This window comes from Paraburkholderia hospita (assembly GCF_002902965.1).
GTDB lineage: Bacteria > Pseudomonadota > Gammaproteobacteria > Burkholderiales > Burkholderiaceae > Paraburkholderia > Paraburkholderia hospita.
Genome location: NZ_CP026106.1, coordinates 978,293 through 997,136, shown reverse-complemented (window position 1 = coordinate 997,136; position 18,844 = coordinate 978,293). Strand labels below are relative to the sequence as shown.

The following is an 18,844-nucleotide window of genomic DNA, read 5'->3' as shown; positions in this document are numbered from 1 at the left end:
ACACTGCTCACTCTGTGCAACATTGCAGCGACTGGCCGCGTCACGTCGGCCAACCCAGCTTTAGTGGCGTCGACACGAACGCATTCAACTCAAGGGACAGCTGCTTGAGACAACAGTCGCGCCCTACCCGGGAGCCCTCGCGCAATTTAAGGTAGTCTGTCTGGAACGGTTCAGCAGCGGCGGGTTCAGGGATCGACTCCGCCAATACGACGATGCTTATAGCGACCTCATGGAGGGTATTGACTGTGGCTACGAAGAATGGCGGTACGCTGTATATCCTGCAGGCACGTCCACCGGCGATCATCGCTCTATCACCGGACGGTTCACACGAGGTGATTATCGCGAACCTTACGCGCACACCCGACGGCATCAAGGTCGATGCTGAAAGCCAGGTGGTCTACTGGACCAACATGGGAACGGGCATCCATCTGGTCGATGACGATCCGGCTTCCGGCGCAGTTCCTCCGAACGACGGCACGATCGAATGCGCGAAGCTCGACGGAAGCGAGCATCGTGTGCTGGTGCCTTCCGGTAAAGCCGGGACGCCCAAGGAACTCGTGCTGGACAAGGAAGGCGGCCACCTGTACTGGTGCGATCGCGAAGGCATGCGAGTCATGCGCGCGCGGTTGGATGGCAGCGAGGTGAGGAACTCGTCCGCACCGGGAATTTCCCCGAAGATACGGGCGACGCGACTCGCCATTGCGTAGGCATCGTATTGGATAAAGCAAACGGGCACGTCTACTGGACGCAAAAGGGACCGCCGGATGGCGGCGAAGGCCGCATCTTCAGGGCGGGGATCGAGTTGCCGCCTTCCGCGACGCCCGATCGACGCCCGGACGTCGAATGTTTGCTGGCCGATCTGCCCGAACCGATCGACCTCGATATCGATCACCGCGATAGCATGCTTTACTGGACGGATCGTGGCGACGATACGCATGACGGAAATACTTTGAATCGCGCAAGAATCACGGCGTCCGGGCTGGTTGATCGCCAGGTACTCGCCCACGATCTGAAAGAGGGGATTGGCGTGTCTCTGGACTCACGTGGGCGCCGTGCCTTTGTGACCGATCTGGGCGGCAACGTGCGCGAGCTGAACATCGATACGAAGCACACCTCGCATTTCACCACCGTCGCACATCTAGGTGTTCTGACCGGTATCGACTACGCCGAGATTTGAGTCGGATCCCAAAGACTGCCCGGGACGTATCCGGCAGTCTTGTCACGCTAGCCCCCATTGATCCTCGATAAGCGGCGATCGACGGCGCTACGCTCTACCGGTCGTACTTTCGGCCGGGCTCGCCCGCAAGCCTCGAAAATAGAACCATGCGTTACGCGAAGAGAGGGGCCACTCTTGTTCTATGTAATTGGATCGATGGGCTTGTCGCGGTAAAGATCGATGGATGAGCGAGATCAATACGTCGTAACGGAACACGCGCGCTGCCTGGCTGTCACGGCCCTGTCACGGACAGATAGGCGGCGACCTGTTCGATCTGCTGTTCGTCAAGCGCAGCAGCAACGGCCGTCATCGTGCCCGACTTCGGCGGCGCGGACTTCGCGCGCGCCTGAAATTCGTGCAATCGTGCAATCGTGAACGCGGACGGCTCGCCCGCAATCGACGGGAATCGCGCGCCATTGCCTTTGCCGCCTGCGGCGTGACAACTGAAACACGCCGGAACACTAGCGCCCGCGCCCGTCTCCGCCAGTTGCCGGCCCGCCATCACGAGCGTTTGCGAAGGCGGCGGGGAAGCCTTCACGATCGGCGGGTGCTGCCCGGAAAAGAACACGGCAAGCGCATGCATATCGCTGTCCGAGAGGTTCTGCGCCACCGCCTGCATCGGCACACTGATGCGCGTGCCTGCCTTGAACATCGACAAAGCGTGGGCAAGGTACTGCGGATCCTTTCCCGCGAGTCGCGGCGCGCCGGACGCTTCGCCGGCACCCAACGCACCGTGACACGCGACGCAAGTCGTGATCGAAGGAATCTGCGTCGATGTGGTTCCAACCGCAGCAATGGCATTGTCTTGCGCGAAGCCCACACTCGCGAATGTGCCTAACGACAGGAAAATACCCAGTTGTGCACCGCCTAACAGGATGCGCGCGCAAAACGAGACTTTTTTTGTGCGCCACGCGCTCCTGTCCGGGACGCTCGCATTGAACAACCTTGCCCTTTTCAACATCGGTCCTTTCTCCGCTGAAAGCCATGGAGTCGCCCCTTGATTGGGAGCCAACATGAGTCGAGGAGCGTACCTCAAACCGGGTGACTATCACGTTGGATTTGTGCGAGATGTCCAATTTGTAATCTGAAGGCAATGTACTCGTTATATGTCATGCGACATGTGCTTGAGTCGTGTGCGCTTTCTTAAGCGAAACCGTCGCGCAGTTTGTAATCTTGAGTAATCAGGCTTTCTTACGCCCTGTTATTTTTTGCCGCTGCCTACATCAATGATATTTACTATCGATTCCTAAACGTATGTCAGCTCGCAACGCGCACCCCATTATCTATTTTGTCGAAGTCTTCTCTTTGCGTGAGACGAATGGGTCCAAGGAATTGAGTCGACGACGTAGTGATCGGGGAGACGAATGCCGCCGATGAACATTTGCAATTCCGGTAGAAAAACGCATCGACCCCACTAACGGATCGTTCTGATTTGCGTCGAAGGGCTACCTTATGACCGATGCGTGCTTGCGTAATTCGGAATAGCGGGTTGACGCTGGTGCGCCGCTGACCGATATTGGCAATCTGCCCCGCTCCGTTTTCGATTCGTCTTATCTTATTGCGATCGCGGTATCGGTTCGCATCATGGAGCAGTTGCATTTATAGGGGGAACATTTGCCGATGGACGCTCAAACCGCTCGTCGCCCGAATTCTTTGACCACGTGCGCGCAGTGCGGCGGTAGGTTATCCGAGCCTGTTAATTTTTGTCCACAATGCGGGGCGCCCGCGAGGCTCGCGTTCAGCGAACGCACCTCGACGAAGAAGCACAATGCCGCAACGGCATCCAAAACGGCAAGCGCTACAGGTGCGCGTGCGAATGTTGCGCCCGGGGGCCAGATCTGGCGGTCCCGGCTGACATCGTTCGTCCGACCGGCCGTCGCCGCCCCGCATGGCGGCGCGCGTTCACCTTCGCGATCTCAAGGCGGCTTCCGTGGTTCGCGTATGAAAACGGGGACAGCGCTAACTCTGGTGGCATTAGTCGTGCTCTGCGGCGCAGTGGTATTGGTTCACCGTCTTAGTGGCTCCGCCGATGGAGAACCGATAGCGGCATCGAACACTGCGCAAGGTAGCGTAACGGCAAATGGCACGAGCCAGGCGAGGCGGACCCCGGGGGTTGATGCGCCGGCAATCACGCGAGGCTCGGCGCAAAATCCAGCGTTGGCGCAAAACTCGACAATGACAGCAGAAACAACGCCTGCGCCGGTCGCGTCGGTTGCCGTGCCCGAACCGGCTCAACCGTCGACCGCGACGCCGCAGCCGTCACAATCCGTGTCCTCGCAGAGTTCGGTTTCGAACAGCGGGCGAGATAGCGACAAGAATCACAGGCTGATGGCGCTCGCACTTGCGCGAGCACACAGCGGTCTCGACAAAAACGACCTGCGTATGGCGCGCTCGGGCATTTTTTGGGCGCTTTCCTTGCAGCACGACAATAGCGAGGCACTCATGTTGAAGCAGGAGTTGCTCTCGCGGGAAAGGGAGCGTAATACGTCATCCACCGCGACACGCGGATCCGTCAACGGTGCGAGCCCGGCGGACTAAGTCCACCGTGGCCAAAAGCGCCAATGGATCAGTAGTTTTCTGGAAGGGCGAAAGGGCAGCGACTTCGGCAGACGCCTCCGTCTTTCCTCCTCGAGAGTCCGTCGTTCGCTGATCGATGCTCACAGCGAGCGCCCTGAGATGACTGGCCTGAACGAAAAGGCGTACCCGCGGTCTTATGTTATCTCCACCTCCCAGTCACTGGGATCGTTCCCTAACTGCCTGGGGATCAAAATGAAACGTACATTTATCGCGATCGTTCTGGTTGTAACAGCGTCGACGGCGTTTGCGCAATCGACCCGCGGCGTCGCTTCCATCGCGCAGCCCGCCAACAACTCGCTCCAATTGCCGAGCAGCCATTCCGCCGGTCTGCCGGCCGGCCGATGGGTCCCGCCATATAGCGGGCCGACGCCTGCCAGAACTCCCGCACAGGTTTATCAGCAAACCGTGCATGCGGAGGTCGACGGACAACTCGCGCATCTCAACTCGATGGCGGCGGCAGCTCGCCACTAGCGCGCAGGTTGAAGACCGGGGACCCAGCGTCCCCGGTTTGCCACAAAGATCCGATCCAAAACCGCGCTATAAAGTTAAATTGACGTACCAGTTAATATGCAAACCTAACTAATTAATGATGCAAACGCCGGCGCTGGCCAAACCAGATTGACCTCACTCTTTATCACGTCAACGATCACATCCCAAGCTTGACAAGGGATGCGAACGCATCATTTAGGCAGCGCTCAGGCGATCAGCAGAAAAGCGAAGATCGCCATTCGAAACAGCACCCAGATTTGCGTCAATCCCCCAGCCGTCGCCAGGTACCTCTGCCCCACCGGCTCGGACCGGGGACGACACTATCACCCCCATTACCAGTAAGGCCATCCACGCATATCGTGAAATTCCGATATAAGATTCGGTCCATAGCGATTCAGACGCCGACATTCCGGCCAGAGAGTCTGTCCGCTGTTTCATGAGCACGAAGCCCAACCCGAAGACCACCGATATCGACATCGACGCGATCCACAAGGCGCTGGCCAACCCGGCGCGTCGCGTGATTCTTGCGAAGCTGCGCGAGCCGGGAAAGTATTTCCCGGAGCAGGAGCTTTCGTACGAGCACGGGGTCTGCGCCGGACAGTTCGACGACTGCTGCGGTCTGTCGCAGTCCACGGTGTCCGCGCACCTCGCCGCGTTACAGCGCGCGGGGCTGATCACGTCGAAACGCGTGGGTCAATGGGTGTTCTTCAAGCGCAACGAGGCCGTCATCGAGGCGTTCCTCGCACGCATGAACACGGATCTCTGATTTACGCCGGCGTCTTCGCTTTCCCCGAATGCAGTCTCGACACATCGGGCCATGCGCCTGCAAGGATTGACACAACATGCCGACACTTTTCGACCCGCTCCAGATTGGCGATCTCACGCTGAAAAACCGTATCGTGATGGCGCCGCTCACGCGTCAACGCGCTGGCGACGTGCGCGTGCCCAACGCGTTGATGGCGAAGTACTACGCCGAACGCGCAAGCGCCGGCCTGATCATCTCCGAAGCCACGTCCGTGACGCCGCAAGGCCTCGGCTACGCCGACACGCCGGGCATCTGGTCGGATGAACAGGTGGCAGGCTGGAAGCTCGTGACGGACGCCGTCCACAAGGAAGGTGGCAAGATTTTCCTGCAACTGTGGCACGTCGGCCGTGTGTCGGACCCTGTGTTCCTGAACGGCGAACTGCCTGTCGCGCCGAGCGCGCTCGCGCCGGAAGGCCACGTGAGCCTCGTGCGTCCGCAGCGTCCGTACGTGACGCCGCGCGCGCTCGACATCTCGGAGATTCCGGGCATCGTCGCCGCGTATCGCAAGGGCGCGGAAAACGCGAAGAAGGCGGGCTTCGACGGTGTTCAGGTGCACGGCGCGAACGGCTATCTGCTCGACCAGTTCCTGCAGGACAGCACCAACAAGCGCACCGACGCATACGGCGGCTCGATCGAAAACCGCGCGCGCCTGCTGCTCGAAGTGACGGACGCGTGTATCGACGTGTGGGGCGCGGATCGCGTGGGCATGCACCTCGCGCCGCGCGGCGATTCGCACACGATGGGCGATACCGATCCCGCCACGACGTTCGGCTATGTCGCGCGTGAGCTCGGCAAGCGCAAGATCGCGTTCATCGCGGCACGCGAAGCGCTCGGCGACGATCGCGTCGGCCCGCTGCTGAAGAAGGAATTCGGCGGCGTGTATATCGCCAACGAAAAGTTCACGAAGGAAAGCGCGCAAAAGCTGCTGGACTCGGGCGAAGCGGACGCTGTCGCGTGGGGCAAGCTGTATATCGCGAATCCGGACCTCGTGCGCCGCTTCGAGCTGGATGCGCCGCTGAACGAGCCGGTTCCCGCAACGTTCTATGCGCAAGGCGAAGCGGGCTACACCGACTATCCGGCGCTGGAAACCGTCAACTGATCTCGCGACGGGCTGGAAACTAACAGCCAGTAATGCAACGAACGCGGCGGGAGCGATTCCCGCCGCGTTTTTTCATTCATGCCCAGCGGGCTTCACCGCGCGCCGCATGAACACGCGCTTCGTTTCATCGACGCCACGCGCGATCCGCAAGTTGCGGATGCGCAGCAGCGCGGCATCGAGTTCATCGTCGTCCAGCACGCTAAAGCCGAGCCGCTGATAGTACGGCGCATTCCACGGCACATGCCGGAACGTCGACAGCTCGACATACGTCGCGCCCGTCTCTCGCGCCCTTACGTCAACCTGATCGAGCAAGGCCGCGCCGATTCGCCGCCCCGCATGCTGGGGCACGACGTCGAGCGCTTCGACGTAGATGCGCGCACGCAGCATCGCGAACATCACGAAGCCGACGCATTCGCCGTCGCATTGCGCGACGATCACTTCCGACGCCCCCACCTTCTTCAGCACGAACGGCGCATCCATCGGGCGCGCGGTCGCGATGCCCGTCAGCCCGACGCTGACGAAACGCTGCGCCGCCTCGCATTCGACGACGCGAATCGACGGGACATCTTCGGGCACAGCAGGCCGATAGTGAACGACGGGTGGTTGCATCGGGTTGGTTGGCAGAGGCTCAGCGGACATATTGACACTGCTTGCCCGCGCAACTCAACCCGCCACGCCGATATAATCCAGCCACAGACCCTTTCGCAAAGGAGTCGTTCGATGGCACTTTCCGGTCTTCTCGTCTTCGCGCTCGCGCTGATCGTTGCCGCGGGCTCGCCCGGCCCGAGCATCGCGGCGCTCGTCGCCCGCGTGCTCACCAACGGCTTCCGCGACGTGCTGCCGTTTCTCGCCGCAATGTGGATCGGCGAAGCGCTGTGGCTCACCTGCGCGGTCGCCGGCCTTGCAGTCGTCGCGCATAGCTTCGCGCTGGTGTTCATCGCGCTGAAGTTCGCGGGCGTCGCGTATCTGCTGTTCCTCGCATGGAAGATGTGGTTCGCGCCCACCGACGTCCACGAAAGCACGCTGCCGAGCGGCCAGTCGCCGTGGCGCATGTTCGTCGCGGGGCTGATGGTCACGCTCGGCAATCCCAAGATCATGGTTTTCTATCTGGCGCTGCTGCCGACCATCGTCGACCTGTCGCGTGTCGGCACGCTCGCGTGGCTCGAACTGACGCTGACGATGCTCGCCGTGCTGATGTCCGTCGATTTCATCTGGGCGCTCGCCGCCGTCAAGGCGCGCGCGCTGCTGACCAGCCGCCGCGCGGTGAAGATCGCGAACCGCACCAGCGCGACGATGATGGCGGGCGCCGCGGCCGCCATCGCCACGCGCTGAACTCACACACACCATCTCGACGAGGTTCGCATGCGCGCCCGCATGTTCACGCAGATCGGCCGTGACGCGCTGTCCGCGCTCGGCCGCGAACTGGCCGCCTGGAAGCCGACGCCCGAGCGTGCGCTGTTCGGCGTCGAAGCGGTGATCTCGGTCGTCCTGTCGGTGGCGCTCGCGCATCTGCTGCACCTGCCCTATACCTGGTGGGCCGCCATCAGCGGTTTCGCCGTGATGCAGACGCGCTTCTCGGCTTCCGCACAACGCGCGCTGCATCGCGTGCTCGGCACCATTCTCGGCGGCCTGCTCGGCACGCTGCTGGGCCCGATCATCGGCGATCGTCCGTGGCTGTTCGTGCCCGTGCTGGGCGTGATCGGCGCCATCTGCGTCTATCGCGGAAACGGCTCGTCGGCGTCGTATGCATGGGTGCTGGGCGGCATCACGTGGGTGCTGGTCACGTTCGAGGCGCACAAGCTGATCGCGTTCGGCCCGACGGCGTCGTTCGCGATGATGCGCGTCGCCGAGGTGTGCGTCGGCACGTTTGCGTGCCTCCTCGTGTCGGGCGCGTTTCACATCTGCATCAGCTGGTATGAGCGGCGCCGGCCCGCATCGAAAGTCGTCGCGGCGGCTGCCGCTACCGCGAACGCCCCGCCGCCCACCTTCGAGACCCTGCGCCACGCGCGCATGGTGCTGGGCGTGCAGGCGGGCATCGCCGTTGCGATCCTCGCGGCGCTCACCGTCACGCTCGATCTGCCCGGCTTCGCGCAGGCGCTCGTGACGACGATCGCGGTGATGATCCTGCCGCCCACTTCCGTCGTCGTGCGCTCGCAGAAGCCCGTCGCCGACAAGATGGTGCAACGCATGGTGGGCTGCCTGATCGCGGGCGCGGTTGGGATCGCGCTATTGCCGCTGATGCAAGGCCAGATCGTGCCGTCCCTGCTCGCGCTGGCGGCGGGCATATGGGCAGGCTGCCACGTGCAGACGGGCAAACAGGGCGCGAGCTATATCGGCCGGCAGTTCACGATCGCCTTCATCATGGTTTTCGTGCAGGACCACGCGTGGTCCGCCGATCCGCACGCCGCGATGCTGCGGCTCGCGGGCATCCTGACGGGCATTGCGATTCTCACGTGCGTGATGCTGCTCGCGTCGCGCCTGTCGTTCTTGCCGGCTTCGGAAGAAGCCACGCCGTAAGCGCCACGCGGGCTTCGATGCGCTTCGATGCGCATCGGTAAGCTTCGACGCGACTCAAGGCTCGCCGAACAGCGCCTCGCACAGCTCCAGCCCTTCGCCCGTCAGCGACGCCGATCCGCGCCCTTCCTCGTCCATCTGCACGGCGATCACGCCCGCCGACTGCAACTGCGTGAAATAGCGCCGCAACGTGCTCATGGGGAGATCGGCACGCTTGCTGATCTTCGCGAGCGACCACGGCTTGCCGGGCGATTCGCGCGACGCTTCCCATAGCAGCATCAGCAACTGCTCGACGGTGGGATCGAGTTCGTTATCGTCGTCATCGTCTTCGCAATGCTTGTCGTGTGCCGCATCATTCGGATTCAAGTCGGTTCTCCTCTCGACGAAACGTCAGCTCATTCGCGCATGCTCGCGGCCGCCAGTTTGCCGACCGTCATCAGCGCGCTCTCGATTTCCGGCGACCATGCATAACTGTAATTCAAGCGGATGCAATGGCTATACCCGTTCGTGGTCGAGAACATATAGCCGGGGCCAACCGTAATGCCGTGCTCCAGCGCGAGCTTGTAGAGCTGCATCGAATCGACACTGCGCGGCAGCTCGACCCACAGCACGTAGCCGCCCATCGGATGCGACACGCGCGTGCCTTCGGGAAAGAAGCGCGTGACCATCGTCGTCATCAGCTTCGCGCGCTGCGCGAGGCCCTTGCGCAGCTTGCGCAGATGATGCTCATAGCCATCCTGCTTCAGATATTCGGCAATCGCGAGCTGCGGAATCGACGGCGTGGTCAGCGTGTTGAGAAACTTGAGCTTCTCGACCTGCTCGCGGTAGCGGCCCGGCATCGCCCAGCCGATCCGGTACGCGGACGTGAGCGTCTTCGAAAACGACGCGCAATGCAGCACCAGCCCTTTCTTGTCATAGTTCTTCAGCGCGCCGGGATGCACGTCGCCGAAGTACAGCTCGTGATAGACGTCGTTCTCGATGACGGGTACGTCGTGCCGCGTCAGCAACTTGACGAGTTCGCGCTTCTTGTCGTCGGGCATCTGGAAGCCGAGCGGATTCTGGAAGTTCGGCATCACCATGCACGCGGCGATTTTGCGTTTATCCAGTATGTGCGCGAGCGCGCCGAGGTCGATGCCTTCGCGTGGATGCGTCGCCACTTCGATCGCGCGCATGCCCATGCGCTCGATGGCGTGCAGCATCGCGTAGAAGGTCGGCGATTCGACGGCGACCGTGTCGCCGGGTTTCGCGACCGCCTGCAGACACAGATTGATCGCCTCCGTCGCGCCGACCGTCACGACGATCTCGTTCGGATCGATCGCGATGCCATTCTCCAGATAGCGCCGGGCGATCTGCCGGATCAGATCGGGATTGCCTGGCGGCAGCTCGTCGGTGACGCCCCATTGCGTCTTGCGCCGGCCGATCACGTGGGCGTATCGGTTGATCTTCTGGAACGGATACAGACTGGGATCGGGATACGGCGAGCCGAGCGGCACGGCCTCGTCGCTGCCGATGGAGCGCAGCGTCGACAGCACGAGCCGGCTCACGTCGACCTGCGCGGACACGGCGATTGGCTTCGATACATCCAGTTCCTGCACGGGCGGCGGCGCGTCGTTCGCGCCGAGCCGCACGAAGTAGCCGGACTGCGGGCGGCTCTGGATCACGCCCTTGCTCTCCAGCATCAGGTACGCGCGCAGCACCGTCGTGATCGAGATCTGCCGGTGCTGGCTGGTCTGCCTTACGGAGGGCACGCGCTCGCCCGGCCGGAACACGCCGCGCCGGATCTGCCCTTCGATTTCCTTCGCCAGTTCTTCGTAAAGCTTCAAGAGATGCCTCTGCCGTAGGCACAGCGGACGGGCGCCGCGCCCAAATTTTGAGCACAGTTCACCGAAATTGAGCCTTTCGGTCGATAACAGTCGCAACTGTACTCTTTTTCTATCACACATTGTGTACACGCCGGGTACGCGTATTCCCCACTACCCTAGCCTCAACATCAAGCCACACCGGACACAAGAACACATGGACAAGACCAGCACCAAACCGGGCCGCATCGAACCGTACATCGGGCCTGCCGCCGGATGGGGCGCATTGAAGTACGTCGCGATCAATCTCGTCAAGGAGAAGGTCGCCGGGGGCAAGTACAAGACGCTTTTCAAGCAGAACCAGGCGGACGGCTTCGACTGCCCGGGCTGCGCATGGCCGGACCGCCAGCACGCGTCGACCTTCGAGTTCTGCGAAAACGGCGTGAAGGCCGTTGCGGCGGAAGCGACGAGCAAGCGTGTGACGCCCGCGTTCTTCGCGCAGCACACCATCGACGAGTTGATGAAGCAGGACGACTACACGCTCGAACAGCATGGCCGCCTGACTGATCCGATGGTGTTCGATCCGCTGACGGACAAGTACCAACCCATTTCGTGGGACGCCGCGTATCAACTGATCGCGAAGCATCTGAAAGGGCTCGACAGTCCGCATCGCGCCGCGTTCTACACGTCGGGCCGGGCGAGCAACGAAGCCGCGTTCCTGTACCAACTGTTCGTGCGCATGTACGGCACGAACAACTTCCCCGACTGCTCGAACATGTGCCACGAGGCGACGAGCCGCGGCCTGCCGACCACGGTCGGCATCGGCAAGGGCACGGTGTTGCTCGAAGACTTCGAGCACGCCGACACGCTGCTGATCTTCGGCCAGAACCCGGCGACGAACCACCCGCGCATGCTCAACGAACTGCGTGACGCCGCGAAACGCGGGGCGACCATTGTGTCGATCAACCCGTTGCGCGAGCGCGGCCTCGAACGATTCGCGAGCCCGCAGCACGTGACGGACATGCTGTCGTCGGGTGTGCAGATTGCGTCGACGTTCATCCAGCCGAAGATCGGCGGCGACTTCGCGCTGATCAAGGGCGTAGCCAAGCGTGTGCTGGAACTCGACGACCTCGCTGTCGAACAGAACGCCGAGCGTGTGCTCGACGTCGCGTTCATCGAAGAACACACGGCCAACTTCGAAGCCTTCGCTGGCGATCTGCGCGGACAAAGCTGGGAAGCGCTGGTCGAAGAATCGGGCGTGCCGCGCGAAGATATCGAGAACCTCGCACGCATCTACGTGAACGGCAAGCGCGTGATCTCGACGTGGGGCATGGGCATCACGCAGCACAAGCATTCCGTGCCGACGGTTCACATGCTGTCGAACCTGATGATGATGCGCGGCAATATCGGCCGTCTGGGCGCCGGCCTGTGCCCGGTGCGCGGCCACTCGAACGTGCAGGGCAACCGCACAATCGGCATCGAGGAAAAGCCCACTGACGCGTTTCTCGACCGGCTCGGCAAGGTGTTCGATTTCGAGCCGCCGCGCGGTCACGGCTACGACGTGGTCGAAACGATCGAGGCGATGCTTGAAGGCCACGTGAAAGTGTTCATTGGCCTGGGCGGCAATTTCTCGATCGCGACGCCGGACACGCCGCGCACGTGGGAAGCGCTGCGCGCCTGCGACCTGACGGTGCATATCACGACCAAGCTCAACCGCAGCCATCTCGTGCATGGCAAGGCAGCGCTGATTCTGCCGACGCTCGGGCGCACTGAAATCGACTTGCAGAATGGCGTTGCGCAAGGTGTGACTGTCGAAGACTCGATGAGCATGGTTCACGTGTCGTACGGGATGAACACGCCTGCGTCGGGCAACCTCGTGTCGGAGACGCGTATCGTTGCGCAGATTGCGGAGGCGACGCTTGGCAGCGCGAAGGTGGACTGGCTTGCTTACGCGAATGATTACGCGAAGATTCGCGATGCGATTGAGTGGTCGATCGATGGTTTTTACGAGTACAACAAGCGGATCGAGCAGCCGGGCGGGTTCCATCTGCGGGTTGCGTCGCGCGAGCGCGACTGGAAGACGGAGACGGGGAAGGCGAACTTCGTTGTGCATCAGATTCAGCGCGATACGCCGATCCAGCGGGCCCGGAGGCTGCACGGTGAACGTGCGATGACCTTGATGACGACTCGGTCGCACGATCAGTACAACACGACCATCTATGCGATGGATGATCGCTATCGCGGGGTTTATAACCAGCGGCGCGTGGTGTTTGTGAATGCTGCTGATATCGCGATGCTTGGGTTCAAGGCTGGCGATTGGGTCGATATGGAAACCATCTGGGATGATGGGATCGAGCGGCGTGCTGAGCGGTTTTTGCTTGTCGAGTATGACATTCCGCGTGGGTGTCTCGGGGCTTATTATCCGGAGACGAATCCGCTTGTGCCGTTGAATAGCGTTGCTGATGTGTGTAATACGCCGACTTCGAAGTCGATTCCGGTGTTGTTGAGGGCGTCTTCTGCGCCTGTGGCGCGGGCTGCTTAACGCGGGGTTTGTTGGTGTCTGCGACGCTGGTGTGGTTTGCCTGTGTTTGCGCTGGCATCCGCGGTTTGGCTTCGTGGCGCGTGCGGTTTTGGTTTTGCTTGTGTTTGCGCTGGCATCCGCGTTACGGTGTTTGCCCTTCAAGCGTCGCCCCTGTGCGGGGCGGCACCTACTTTTCTTTGCCGCCGCAAAGAAAAGTAGGCAAAAGAAAGCGGCTAACACCGCCAGTTCTAGTTATTGCCTGAGGGCCCCCAGACGGTCCCACGCTTCACACGGCAACCACGTGACTCATGTTCGTTGCCAACGCTTCGAATGAACGCCTCACCCGCTTCACGCACCCGTGTTGCAGCGTGCCGCGCCGGATATTCCTCCGCCATCCAGGTGGCAAACTGTGTGTAGGCCGTAGCGCTACACACGCCTCACTTCGGAACGATAGCGCACGCACACCACCATGTATGAGCGCTAACGTGTACGTCGCGACAACCTACACACCGTTTGCCACCTGGGCGGCAGAAACCATTCGCTGCCGCTTGCCCTTGTGCGGGTGTTTGAAGTGGGTGAGGCGTGTATTCAAAGCGTTGGCAACGAACGCGAACAAAGACTTTGCCGTGTGAAGTGTGGGACCGGTTGAGGGCCCTCAGGCAAGAACTAGAACTGACGGTGTGAGCCGCTTTCTTTTGCCTACTTTTCTTTGCGGCGGCAAAGAAAAGTAGGTGCCGCCCCGCACAGGGGCGACGCTTGAAGCACGAAGGCAAAGCGCGGATGCCAGCGCAACGGCAAGCCCACAACGGCTACGCATGCACACCAAAGCCAAAATGCGGATGCCAGCGCAAACAAAAGCAAACCAAACCGCCCGCGCCGCAAAGGCGCTAACTCTTGACCAACTGCCGAACCACCATCTCAACCGTAACATCCCCCTTAACCGACGCCGGAGGCGCTTCAAACTCAATCCACCCTTCATTAAACCCATCGATCATCTGCATCCGCGGCAGCGGATTATTCATCCCTTGCGAGAGGAACAAAGACTCCCATTCATCCCGCGGCACGATCTGCATCCGCACCGACCGATCAAGCGCACTAGCAAACGCAGCAGCAATCTCATCAGGCGTCACGCGGCGCGGCCCTTCAAGCTCAACAACCCGCGCCCCCGTCCAGGCATCCTGAAACAACTCCGCGGCAACGCGCCCAATATCATCAGTTGCCACCATCGGCACCGGCTTATCGAGCGGTTGAAGAAAGCTAGGAATCACACCATTCGCCCGAGCTGGCTCAACATCCCATACAAAGTTCTCAAAGAACCACGCAGCACGCAGAAACACAACAGGCAAAGGCAGAGTGCCTAACTCCTGCTCCATAATCCCAAGCTGGTTCAGCAAATTGGGCTGCGTGGCCTGCGCGCCAATCGTCGACAGCACGACCACGCGCCCCGGCTTCGCCTCGCTCAAAGCAGCCCGCAGCGCGGCAATATTCCTCCGCGACTCCGAAAAATCCGGCGACGGATCGAACACGGGCGGCAACAGCACGAACACACCTTCCGCACCCTCGAACGCACGCAGCAACGCGTCCCGATCATGCATCTCCGCGAGCGCCACTTCACAGCCTCGCGCAGCCCAGGCCGCGCCCTTTTCCTCGCTGCGCACCACCGCGCGCACCTGCTTGCCCTGCGCGAGCAGCGTCCTCGCGACCACACCGCCGACCTGACCTGTGATACCCGTAATTGCGTACATCCCCAAACTCCCGTTCAATGAGAAATTGCTTGCGTCGGGATGGATTCTGGTCGCCGGCAGTGCTTTACACCATGACATGAGTGTCATTTGATTCATGACACAATGTCATTCATCTCAACAAGGAGCGCACCATGTCCTTCGACGAACGGATTCTCAACGGCATGGGCGTGCTGACGGCGATCGTCGAAAGCGGCAGCTTTGCGGGCGCAAGCGAACGGCTCGACATGTCGCAATCCGGCGTGAGCCGCTCGGTCGCGCGGCTGGAGGCGCGGCTCGGCATCCGCCTGTTCGACCGCACCACGCGCACCGTCAAGCTCACCGATGAAGGCCTGCGTCTCTACGAACAGATCGTGCCGCTCATGGACGGCCTCGAAGAAGCGGCGGCATCGGCGGCAGGGGGCGCGACCGCCGTACGTGGACGGTTGCGCGTGAACGTCGATCCGTTCTTCTCGAAGATCGTGCTGAGCCCACGCATCGGCGAATTCGTCGCGCGTTATCCGGAACTCAATCTCGACCTGATCACGCGCGACCAGCTCGGCGACATGGTCGCCGACGGCTTCGACCTCGCCGTGCGCTTCGGCGAGCCGCGTCCTTCAACACTCATCGCGCGCAGGCTGCTCGACACGCGCATCGTGACGGCCGCGTCGCCAGGCTATCTGAAGAAACACGGTCGCCCCCTCAAGCCGACCGATCTCGAACGCGAGCCGCACAACTGCATCCAGTACCGCGACCCGGAAACAGGACGCCCATTCGTGTGGGAATTTCACCGGCCGCGCAAAAAACTCATCATCGACGCACGCGGCCGCCTCATGGTCAACGACGTCTCGACAATGCACGGCGCATGCCTCGCCGGTCACGGGATCGCGCAGATCATGGCGCTCGGCACGCAGCCGCTGTTCGACAGCGGCCGCCTCGTCGATCTTTTTCCCGACTGGCCCGACGAGCGCTTTCCGCTCTGCGCGCTCTACCCTTCGCGGCGTCATCCGTCCGCGAAGGTCCGCGCGTTTCTCGACTTCATCGTCAAGATCACCGGCTCGCCGCTCAACGACAAGCCGTGGTACTGACGCGGCCGTTCACTTGCTGTTTTTGGCCCGCGCCTGCTCGGCGATCGCCTTGTAATCGTAGGTTGGGTAGAAATCGGTGCTGTAGCCGCCCCACGCAGTCTCCTCGATTGCGCGGTTCACTTCGCGCAGGCGGTTGGCCGGCACGCGCAGCGTTACGACCTGGCCGATCCCCATCATCACGTACCACGACACCACTTCGATGCCTGGCGGCGGAAACGCCTTGTAGAAGCCCTGATCGGCTAGTTGCTGGTTGATCTTCGGCAGCGGCTTCGACTGGTCGTGCTTCAGGAAGATCGTCAGCAGAAACGTGCTGTCGCCTGCGGGCGTCGGCGGCGGCATCGTGCCAGGGTTGGTCTGCGCGGCGGCGGGCAGCGGGACCAGCGCGGCGAGCGTCGCGGCGAGGGCAATTCCAGCGATCCATTGGCGAACGGCGTGCATCGGTTTTCTCCTTGATTTTGTTGATGGACAAGTACACAGGGCTACAGAGGAAGGCACCGCTGCATTCATCATGCCATCGCCGCGTGCCATCCACATGACCGCGCCTCAACCGCCATGAGATCGAACTTAGGGGTAAAACATATGTTGCAATAATTACTTTCATGGCAACATTCGTAAACACGCTACGGATTCAACCAGAGGACCTGCAATGAACCGACTGACTTCGCTCGCACTCGCCTTGTGCGTCTCGGCGCCCTGCCTTATGACGATGACGAACGCCGCCGCGCAGGACGCGCAACCGACGCTGGCCAAAGTCGAGGCTGCCAATCTGATCGCGATCGGCCATCGCGAGACGTCGGTGCCGTTCTCATATGTCGATACGAACAATCAGGTGATCGGCTTTTCGCAGGACCTGTGCAACCGGATCATCGACGCGGTGAAGGCCAAAACACACAAGCCGAATCTGCAGGTGCGCTTCATTCCCGTCACATCGCAGAACCGCATTTCGCTGGTGCAGAACGGCACCGTCGATCTCGAATGCGGCGTCACCACGAACCTCACGTCGCGTCAGAACCAGGTCGCGTTCGGCGATACGTTCTTCGTCGCGACCACGCGCCTGCTCACGCGCAAGGATTCGGGCGTCAAGGACTTTCCCGATCTGGCGGGCAAGACGGTCGTGACGAATCAGGGCACGACGTCAGAACGCATCCTGCGCAAGATGAACGAAGAGAAGAAGATGAACATGCAGATCATCAGCGCGAAGGACTACGGCGAAGGCCGCATGACGCTGGAGACGGGCCGCGCCGTCGCGTACATGATGGACGACGTGCTGCTCGCGGGCACGCGCACGCTGACGGCGAAGCCTGCCGACTGGGTGATCGTCGGCACGCCGCAATCGTCGGAAGCGTATGGCTTCATGCTGCGCAAGGGCGACCCGGCCTTCCTCAAGATCGTCGACGATACGCTCGCGCAGGTCATGAAGAGCGGCGAGATCGACGCAATGTACGACCGGTGGTTCATGAAGCCCGTGCCGCCCAAGAACATGAACTTCGACTTTCCGATGAGCGAGAACCTGCGCGCACTCTACAAGAATCCGAACGACAAGGCGTTCGAATAAGTCTTGCCGCCGAAGCCCGTGCCGCCCTTCATTGCGCTTTCAGGGCGGCGTGACGGGCGACGGCTATTCAGCCGCGCGCATGCCACCGGAGTAAAATCGAACGAATCGAAACTCGTGACGATCCGCTCCGGAGCCGCAATGAACCCGCCTTCGCCAAAAGAACAAAAGACGCACTGGAAACCCTCGCCTACGCTGCTGAACGTTATGACCGCGCTCATCGGCATCGGCACGCTGTGCGCGGGGATCGGCTGGCTCGTCTACAGCTGGTACGTGGATCTCGAAGTGCCTTACTTCGCGATACCGCTCGTCATGTGCGTGCCCGTGATCGTCGCCGTTGCGTTCAGGAATATGTTCGACTGATTTACGCGGCACGCAAGGCGTTCCGCGCGAATAGAAAGGCCCGCTTCGCGCGGGCCTTTCTGTGCCGGCTTGCCTTATGACACGCTGACGTGCTTCACGCGGCCTTTGCGGGCACGATGCCGTCGGCGAGTTCGCCGCCGAGCGCATCGACGAGGCCGTCCAGCATCTTCGCCAGTTCGCCCGTCATCAGCGTGAAATCGGACTCGAACTGTTCGTCGTCATTCTGCGCGGTCGGGTCAGCGGCATCCTTGATGACATCGAGCGGCGTGACGCGCTTGATGGTCAGCGACGGCGTCAGTACGAACGACACGCGGTCGTTCCACGTCATCGCCAGACGCATGCACTGCTTGCCCGCTTCGATATGACGGCGCATGTCGTCCGCTTCGAGCGCGTGGCCGACATAGCGCACCGTCGCATTGCCTTCCGCGGGCGAGCGCAACTCGGTGTCCTGGTCCAGCGTGAAATTGACGGGGCCGTCGCCCGCGAGCAACCAGTTGGTCATCGCCGAAACGGGCGCTTGCGCGACGCGCACGCTCATGATCGGCAGCCGATCCACCGACTTGACCAGCAGCCCGAGCACATCGTCGCCAAGCGCTTGCGACGCGGAATCGATTGCGAGCCAGCCGTTGACGGTGTCGATCCACACGCGCGTATCGCGCTGGATGCTGAACGCGCGCGGCAGCAGTTCGTCGGTGACCTGCTCTTTGAGGTCGCGCATCTGCTTGCGGCCGGGCTTGAAACCCTGCTGCTCTTCGAGTTCCAGCGCGCGCGCCTTCGTCACCTGCGTGACGACGGAAGCGGGCAGCAGTTTCTTTTCCGCGCGGAACGTGAGCAGCAGCTGCTTGTTGGTCGAGTAGACGAGCGTGCCGTCATTGCGCGGCGACGCCCAGCCCTGGCGCGTCGTCTCGACGCTGTTGGCCGGCTGGAACGCGTGCGGCTCGAGCCACTTTTCGATTTGCTCGGCGCTCACTTTCCACGGAGCGGGAAGACGGTGAAGCTGTAGATTCTTGAACCACATGGCGAGAACGGGCAAAGCGCGTCATTCTATATGACGATGGCGGCGCGGCGGATTTTCGTTTTGCTGGTTCCGCTTTTTCGCA

At 61.6% G+C, this 18,844-nt stretch carries 18 protein-coding genes; 11 read left to right on the top strand and 7 right to left on the bottom strand.

Annotated elements, in window-relative coordinates:
• Positions 1–245: 245 nt before the first annotated feature.
• Positions 246–707, top strand: coding sequence for a hypothetical protein (locus C2L64_RS54975; protein ID WP_238554814.1), 462 nt, complete (start codon positions 246–248; stop codon positions 705–707).
• Positions 708–847: 140 nt separating this feature from the next.
• Positions 848–1,177 carry a hypothetical protein gene (locus C2L64_RS54970; protein WP_238554815.1) on the top strand — a complete coding sequence of 110 codons (330 nt, stop codon included), beginning with the start codon at positions 848–850 and terminating at the stop codon, positions 1,175–1,177.
• Between the two features lie 271 nt (positions 1,178–1,448).
• Here C2L64_RS54970 and C2L64_RS22880 read toward each other — a convergent pair whose 3' ends face one another.
• A complete protein-coding gene (locus C2L64_RS22880) occupies positions 1,449–2,177 on the bottom strand; it encodes a c-type cytochrome (RefSeq protein ID WP_009769639.1) in 729 nt (242 codons plus the stop codon).
• A 1,808-nt stretch (positions 2,178–3,985) separates the two neighbouring features.
• Between C2L64_RS22880 and C2L64_RS22870 the strand changes: the two genes are divergently transcribed.
• The 3 genes from C2L64_RS22870 to C2L64_RS22860 all read left to right on the top strand — a co-directional run bounded on the left by C2L64_RS22870 (position 3,986) and on the right by C2L64_RS22860 (position 6,186).
• Entirely contained in the window at positions 3,986–4,264 is a 279-nt protein-coding gene (locus tag C2L64_RS22870) for a hypothetical protein (RefSeq protein WP_009769641.1), read from the top strand.
• 454 nt (positions 4,265–4,718) lie between these two features.
• Positions 4,719–5,048, top strand: coding sequence for an ArsR/SmtB family transcription factor (locus C2L64_RS22865; protein WP_009769642.1), 330 nt, complete (start codon positions 4,719–4,721; stop codon positions 5,046–5,048).
• Between the two features lie 76 nt (positions 5,049–5,124).
• Positions 5,125–6,186 (top strand): alkene reductase, encoded by a 1,062-nt coding sequence (locus C2L64_RS22860; RefSeq protein WP_009769643.1) that lies wholly within the window; start codon positions 5,125–5,127, stop codon positions 6,184–6,186.
• 72 nt (positions 6,187–6,258) lie between these two features.
• Here the strand turns inward: C2L64_RS22860 and C2L64_RS22855 are convergent, their stop codons facing one another.
• A complete protein-coding gene (locus C2L64_RS22855) occupies positions 6,259–6,825 on the bottom strand; it encodes a GNAT family N-acetyltransferase (RefSeq protein WP_009769644.1) in 567 nt (188 codons plus the stop codon).
• An 81-nt stretch (positions 6,826–6,906) separates the two neighbouring features.
• Here C2L64_RS22855 and C2L64_RS22850 point away from each other — a divergent pair, with 81 nt between their 5' ends.
• Both C2L64_RS22850 and C2L64_RS22845 read left to right on the top strand, forming a co-directional pair.
• Positions 6,907–7,518 (top strand): LysE family translocator, encoded by a 612-nt coding sequence (locus tag C2L64_RS22850; RefSeq protein WP_007731628.1) that lies wholly within the window; start codon positions 6,907–6,909, stop codon positions 7,516–7,518.
• Positions 7,519–7,548: 30 nt separating this feature from the next.
• Entirely contained in the window at positions 7,549–8,703 is a 1,155-nt protein-coding gene (locus tag C2L64_RS22845) for an FUSC family protein (RefSeq protein WP_009769645.1), read from the top strand.
• A 54-nt stretch (positions 8,704–8,757) separates the two neighbouring features.
• Here the strand turns inward: C2L64_RS22845 and C2L64_RS22840 are convergent, their stop codons facing one another.
• Both C2L64_RS22840 and C2L64_RS22835 read right to left on the bottom strand, forming a co-directional pair.
• Positions 8,758–9,066, bottom strand: coding sequence for a helix-turn-helix domain-containing protein (locus tag C2L64_RS22840; RefSeq protein ID WP_007744708.1), 309 nt, complete (start codon positions 9,064–9,066; stop codon positions 8,758–8,760).
• Positions 9,067–9,095: 29 nt separating this feature from the next.
• Positions 9,096–10,523 carry an aminotransferase-like domain-containing protein gene (locus C2L64_RS22835; protein ID WP_007744710.1) on the bottom strand — a complete coding sequence of 476 codons (1,428 nt, stop codon included), beginning with the start codon at positions 10,521–10,523 and terminating at the stop codon, positions 9,096–9,098.
• A 193-nt stretch (positions 10,524–10,716) separates the two neighbouring features.
• Between C2L64_RS22835 and C2L64_RS22830 the strand changes: the two genes are divergently transcribed.
• Positions 10,717–13,041, top strand: a complete 2,325-nt coding sequence (locus C2L64_RS22830) for an FdhF/YdeP family oxidoreductase (RefSeq protein WP_009769646.1) — start codon at positions 10,717–10,719, stop codon at positions 13,039–13,041.
• Between the two features lie 866 nt (positions 13,042–13,907).
• Here C2L64_RS22830 and C2L64_RS22825 read toward each other — a convergent pair.
• The gene (locus C2L64_RS22825; RefSeq protein WP_009769647.1) at positions 13,908–14,765 is read right to left on the bottom strand and encodes an NmrA family NAD(P)-binding protein; all 858 of its coding nucleotides are present in this window, start codon (positions 14,763–14,765) and stop codon (positions 13,908–13,910) included.
• Positions 14,766–14,896: 131 nt separating this feature from the next.
• On the opposite strand from C2L64_RS22825, the gene C2L64_RS22820 reads away from it, so the two are divergent.
• Positions 14,897–15,829 carry a LysR family transcriptional regulator gene (locus C2L64_RS22820; protein WP_009769648.1) on the top strand — a complete coding sequence of 311 codons (933 nt, stop codon included), beginning with the start codon at positions 14,897–14,899 and terminating at the stop codon, positions 15,827–15,829.
• Positions 15,830–15,838: 9 nt separating this feature from the next.
• Here C2L64_RS22820 and C2L64_RS22815 read toward each other — a convergent pair whose 3' ends face one another.
• Positions 15,839–16,267, bottom strand: a complete 429-nt coding sequence (locus tag C2L64_RS22815; protein WP_009769649.1) for a hypothetical protein — start codon at positions 16,265–16,267, stop codon at positions 15,839–15,841.
• Positions 16,268–16,529: 262 nt separating this feature from the next.
• On the opposite strand from C2L64_RS22815, the gene C2L64_RS22810 reads away from it, so the two are divergent.
• Positions 16,530–17,384, top strand: coding sequence for a glutamate/aspartate ABC transporter substrate-binding protein (locus tag C2L64_RS22810; protein ID WP_009769650.1), 855 nt, complete (start codon positions 16,530–16,532; stop codon positions 17,382–17,384).
• Positions 17,385–17,522: 138 nt separating this feature from the next.
• The gene (locus C2L64_RS22805; protein WP_007745953.1) at positions 17,523–17,744 is read left to right on the top strand and encodes a hypothetical protein; all 222 of its coding nucleotides are present in this window, start codon (positions 17,523–17,525) and stop codon (positions 17,742–17,744) included.
• Positions 17,745–17,838: 94 nt separating this feature from the next.
• Here the strand turns inward: C2L64_RS22805 and C2L64_RS22800 are convergent, their stop codons facing one another.
• Positions 17,839–18,762, bottom strand: coding sequence for a recombination-associated protein RdgC (locus C2L64_RS22800; RefSeq protein WP_009769651.1), 924 nt, complete (start codon positions 18,760–18,762; stop codon positions 17,839–17,841).
• Positions 18,763–18,844 lie beyond the last annotated feature (82 nt).

Excerpts from the sequence above, each read along its gene's own strand:
- C2L64_RS22880 (WP_009769639.1), bottom strand. The coding sequence starts at position 2,177 with ATGTTGAAAAGGGCAAGGTTGTTCAATGCGAGCGTCCCGGACAGGAGC.
- C2L64_RS22870 (WP_009769641.1), top strand. The coding sequence starts at position 3,986 with ATGAAACGTACATTTATCGCGATCGTTCTGGTTGTAACAGCGTCGACG.
- C2L64_RS22865 (WP_009769642.1), top strand. The coding sequence starts at position 4,719 with ATGAGCACGAAGCCCAACCCGAAGACCACCGATATCGACATCGACGCG.
- C2L64_RS22860 (WP_009769643.1), top strand. The coding sequence starts at position 5,125 with ATGCCGACACTTTTCGACCCGCTCCAGATTGGCGATCTCACGCTGAAA.
- C2L64_RS22855 (WP_009769644.1), bottom strand. The coding sequence starts at position 6,825 with ATGTCCGCTGAGCCTCTGCCAACCAACCCGATGCAACCACCCGTCGTT.
- C2L64_RS22850 (WP_007731628.1), top strand. The coding sequence starts at position 6,907 with ATGGCACTTTCCGGTCTTCTCGTCTTCGCGCTCGCGCTGATCGTTGCC.
- C2L64_RS22845 (WP_009769645.1), top strand. The coding sequence starts at position 7,549 with ATGCGCGCCCGCATGTTCACGCAGATCGGCCGTGACGCGCTGTCCGCG.
- C2L64_RS22830 (WP_009769646.1), top strand. The coding sequence starts at position 10,717 with ATGGACAAGACCAGCACCAAACCGGGCCGCATCGAACCGTACATCGGG.
- C2L64_RS22825 (WP_009769647.1), bottom strand. The coding sequence starts at position 14,765 with ATGTACGCAATTACGGGTATCACAGGTCAGGTCGGCGGTGTGGTCGCG.
- C2L64_RS22820 (WP_009769648.1), top strand. The coding sequence starts at position 14,897 with ATGTCCTTCGACGAACGGATTCTCAACGGCATGGGCGTGCTGACGGCG.
- C2L64_RS22815 (WP_009769649.1), bottom strand. The coding sequence starts at position 16,267 with ATGCACGCCGTTCGCCAATGGATCGCTGGAATTGCCCTCGCCGCGACG.
- C2L64_RS22810 (WP_009769650.1), top strand. The coding sequence starts at position 16,530 with ATGACGATGACGAACGCCGCCGCGCAGGACGCGCAACCGACGCTGGCC.
- C2L64_RS22805 (WP_007745953.1), top strand. The coding sequence starts at position 17,523 with ATGAACCCGCCTTCGCCAAAAGAACAAAAGACGCACTGGAAACCCTCG.
- C2L64_RS22800 (WP_009769651.1), bottom strand. The coding sequence starts at position 18,762 with ATGTGGTTCAAGAATCTACAGCTTCACCGTCTTCCCGCTCCGTGGAAA.